The organism is Curvibacter fontanus, from assembly GCF_054780335.1.
Genome location: NZ_BAAGWN010000029.1, coordinates 1 through 2,824, shown reverse-complemented (window position 1 = coordinate 2,824; position 2,824 = coordinate 1). Strand labels below are relative to the sequence as shown.

At 54.5% G+C, this 2,824-nt stretch carries 4 protein-coding genes; 2 read left to right on the top strand and 2 right to left on the bottom strand.

Features of this window, described 5'->3' with window-relative positions:
* Positions 1-359 precede the first annotated feature (359 nt).
* On the bottom strand, positions 360-1,145 hold the full coding sequence (locus tag ACYVH8_RS12790) for a hypothetical protein (RefSeq protein WP_460489200.1): 786 nt from the start codon (positions 1,143-1,145) through the stop codon (positions 360-362).
* 38 nt (positions 1,146-1,183) lie between these two features.
* Between ACYVH8_RS12790 and ACYVH8_RS12785 the strand changes: the two genes are divergently transcribed.
* Both ACYVH8_RS12785 and ACYVH8_RS12780 read left to right on the top strand, forming a co-directional pair.
* Positions 1,184-1,987 (top strand): hypothetical protein, encoded by an 804-nt coding sequence (locus ACYVH8_RS12785; protein WP_460489199.1) that lies wholly within the window; start codon positions 1,184-1,186, stop codon positions 1,985-1,987.
* 21 nt (positions 1,988-2,008) lie between these two features.
* Positions 2,009-2,491: a hypothetical protein gene (locus ACYVH8_RS12780; protein WP_460489198.1), complete on the top strand. Its 483-nt coding sequence runs from the start codon at positions 2,009-2,011 to the stop codon at positions 2,489-2,491.
* Between the two features lie 75 nt (positions 2,492-2,566).
* On the opposite strand, the gene ACYVH8_RS12775 is transcribed toward ACYVH8_RS12780, so the two are convergent.
* The gene (locus tag ACYVH8_RS12775; protein ID WP_460489197.1) at positions 2,567-2,716 is read right to left on the bottom strand and encodes a hypothetical protein; all 150 of its coding nucleotides are present in this window, start codon (positions 2,714-2,716) and stop codon (positions 2,567-2,569) included.
* Between the last annotated feature and the right edge of the window lie 108 nt (positions 2,717-2,824).

Genomic DNA, 2,824 nt, shown 5'->3' with positions numbered 1-2,824 from the left:
CCGCGAAAGGGGCGCAGATTGCGCCGCAAACCTCCTTCGGGCGGCTACGATCTGCTCCTGCGCGTCGTGTTCGCCTTGCGCATCGGGCTGTGCGTGGCGGTTTTATGACTTGTTCAGACCTTCCCTAGGCGCCGCACCCTGTTCCGATCCGGATTCGGCGGCCGGCGCTGGCGCGCTCGTCCGCGAATCCGGGTCGGCTGGTGTGGGGGACTGAGGGATGCCAGCGGGATTGCCGGCAGGAGACTTCTTGGACATGGATTGAACCTTTTTCCGCGCCAGGCATGCCACTTTGGCTTCCTGGAACGGATACCGATTCAATACACGACGGCCCTCTTAGACGACCATCTCAAATCGCGATTTCAGATGGTTGGGATCTTGCGGGAATGGCGGTAGTGCGCCCGGAGGGCCTTACGGGCATCCCCCTTGCCGCGCGGGTAGACCTGGAGTTTGTCCACCATGAGCTCTTCGAGGGATGCCTCGGACAGGTTATGGATTTCCAGCTCTCGAAGGGTCAAGAAGGCGTATCGCATCTGATCCAGGCCAGACCACTCCTTCTTGGATGGACCTACCAGGGCGCTCCGGAGCTTCTTGAAGAAGGCATTGTTGTCGCGGATTTGGGCCTTGGCGATGTGCTTCATAGCCGTAGGGCAGCCGATGACCGTCCGATCCATGCGAATAGCCTTAAAAAGGGAGTCGTGGTTACTGTTTTCGCGTACGTCCTGGAGCAGGCTGGAGATGCTGCGGCCATAGGTCGCCATGCTCTGCATGGTGCGGCCCAGTGAGTAGCAAAGGGCAACAACTTCCGAATCGGAGAAGGCTTCGTGCTGTGGCTTGTCGTCTTCGATCTCGTCGCGGCGGCGGAGCAAATCCAGGACGGCCTCCTGGGGGTCTGGAGATACGGCAATTTCGTTGACGTCTCCCTGCCGGTTCAATGCAACGATGAGCATTGACAGGTGCTGAGAGAAAGGGAGCTCGTAGACTGCGCTGTAACTGCCGTAGTCTCCAGACATGACGCTGTCGAATTTGGCCGCGGGAGTGCTCGCCAAGCGCTCGTTCGTGTCGCGCAGCGTAGCGAACACATCCGGGATGATCTGGATGAATTCCCGGAATTGGTCGGCAGTCAGTTTTCCGTAGCCTTTCGGCATAATGGCTTGGGGAGTTCTTAGCGGAGAAGAATAAGCCTATGAGCTATGACATCGCGAAACCAATCGTCGCTGAAGGCAAGCAAGGCGCGACCACGCACGAGAGCATATTAGAGCGATTGCCGACGCAATGCTCTATTCCTGGTTATTGGCCATCCCTCGCCCAGAACACGGAAGACTGGGCGCCAGTAGTGTCTGCGAGCCCGCTCTGGCGCAATGCCAATACCCAACTTGAGAGTTGGCAAAAAGAGTATCGACGCGAAATTGGCGGAACGCTTTTTGTAGGGCCGTCGCTGCCGCCATTCGTGGGTAAGTCTGAAGCCCGAATCAAGGAAAAGACTATCGAAAAAATTCGGCGGGCGCAAAATGCGGAAGATGAGATAAGAAGGTTGTTCGATCAACAGGTTCCGGTTCCTGGGCTTGAGGATCTAGTCCGCGCCCGGCTGACGGTGCAATTTTTGGACGGAGTCCCATTCCTCGCCAACAGACTATTTCATCTCGCAAATGAACTAGGTCTATCTCCTCAGATCGAGGCAAAAGGTAGCCTGAATGGATATTTCGCTCAACATCTAACTTTCCGTTCGCAGGTTTTCTTCCGCTTTGGCGCAGGAGCAGCAACTCCATGTTACGTGACATGTGAAGTCCAGATTGCCACGGCTCTGGCGAAGCATGTTTGGGAAAACTCGCATAGGTTCTACGAGACAACTCGCGTGAATCTTGAAAGACCAGAGGACTGGCAGTGGAATCCCAACGATCCGAGGTTTCTCTCTAGGCAACTTGGGCACATGATTCACCTTGCGGATGGTCTCTTCTGCAATTTAAGAGATCGAAGTAACGGCAAATGACAATTCAATGAGGGATTACCGATGACTATCCAGTGGCGCCTCAACTCCGAAAACCTTTTAGATGCAGTTGAGCTTGAGCGAGTAAATGCTGCACTCAAGTTACTTCAGCTTAAAGACGGAGTCGCAATCGATTCGTACGAGATGTCTCCGAACGGACCCATCCTTACCTCATTGTTCGTCGTGAGCGGTCCTTACTTTTGTGAAATTCGCATGGGGGGCAAGCATCTGGAGTTCGATCTGACGCCTGCGGACCTCCTATTAAACTACCGAGTGATTTTTGGCGAACATGTAGTACCAGTTGAGGCGTCTGGCGAAGGCTCTGGCACATCATCTTCGGGAGAAAGAGCGAGTGCGCCAGAACCTCAGACCAAAGTGACTAAGTTTGTGACCGTCGAACTTCGCCATACGGACGTGATGGGCAGCAAAATGGCCTACTTTGGTGATAGCCCCGAGCAGTGGCTACAGCACGTTCTAAAGACATACCCCGTCTCGCTCATGGAATAGATGCGAGCCTCAGGGAGAATGCGTGACAATCTTGGCGAGTTTGGGCGAGACGTGACGAGCGAAGACGAGCCTAAGTCATTGAAAAATAACGATTTTTAAAACTGTTAATCCGTAGGTCCCTGGTTCGAGCCCAGGTCGAGGAGCCAAATCAAGAAGGCCTTGCAGCAATGCAAGGCCTTTTTTTGTTGCCGCCGTGTTTTCATGGCGTGTATAGACCGGGGACATGGGTAACGGGTGTGCCAGGACATGGGTAACACCTTCGACTCAAGTATCAGCGCGCAGCGCATGCAGGTCGATCTGCATGAAGCGCTGATGGCAGAAGTACACATCATG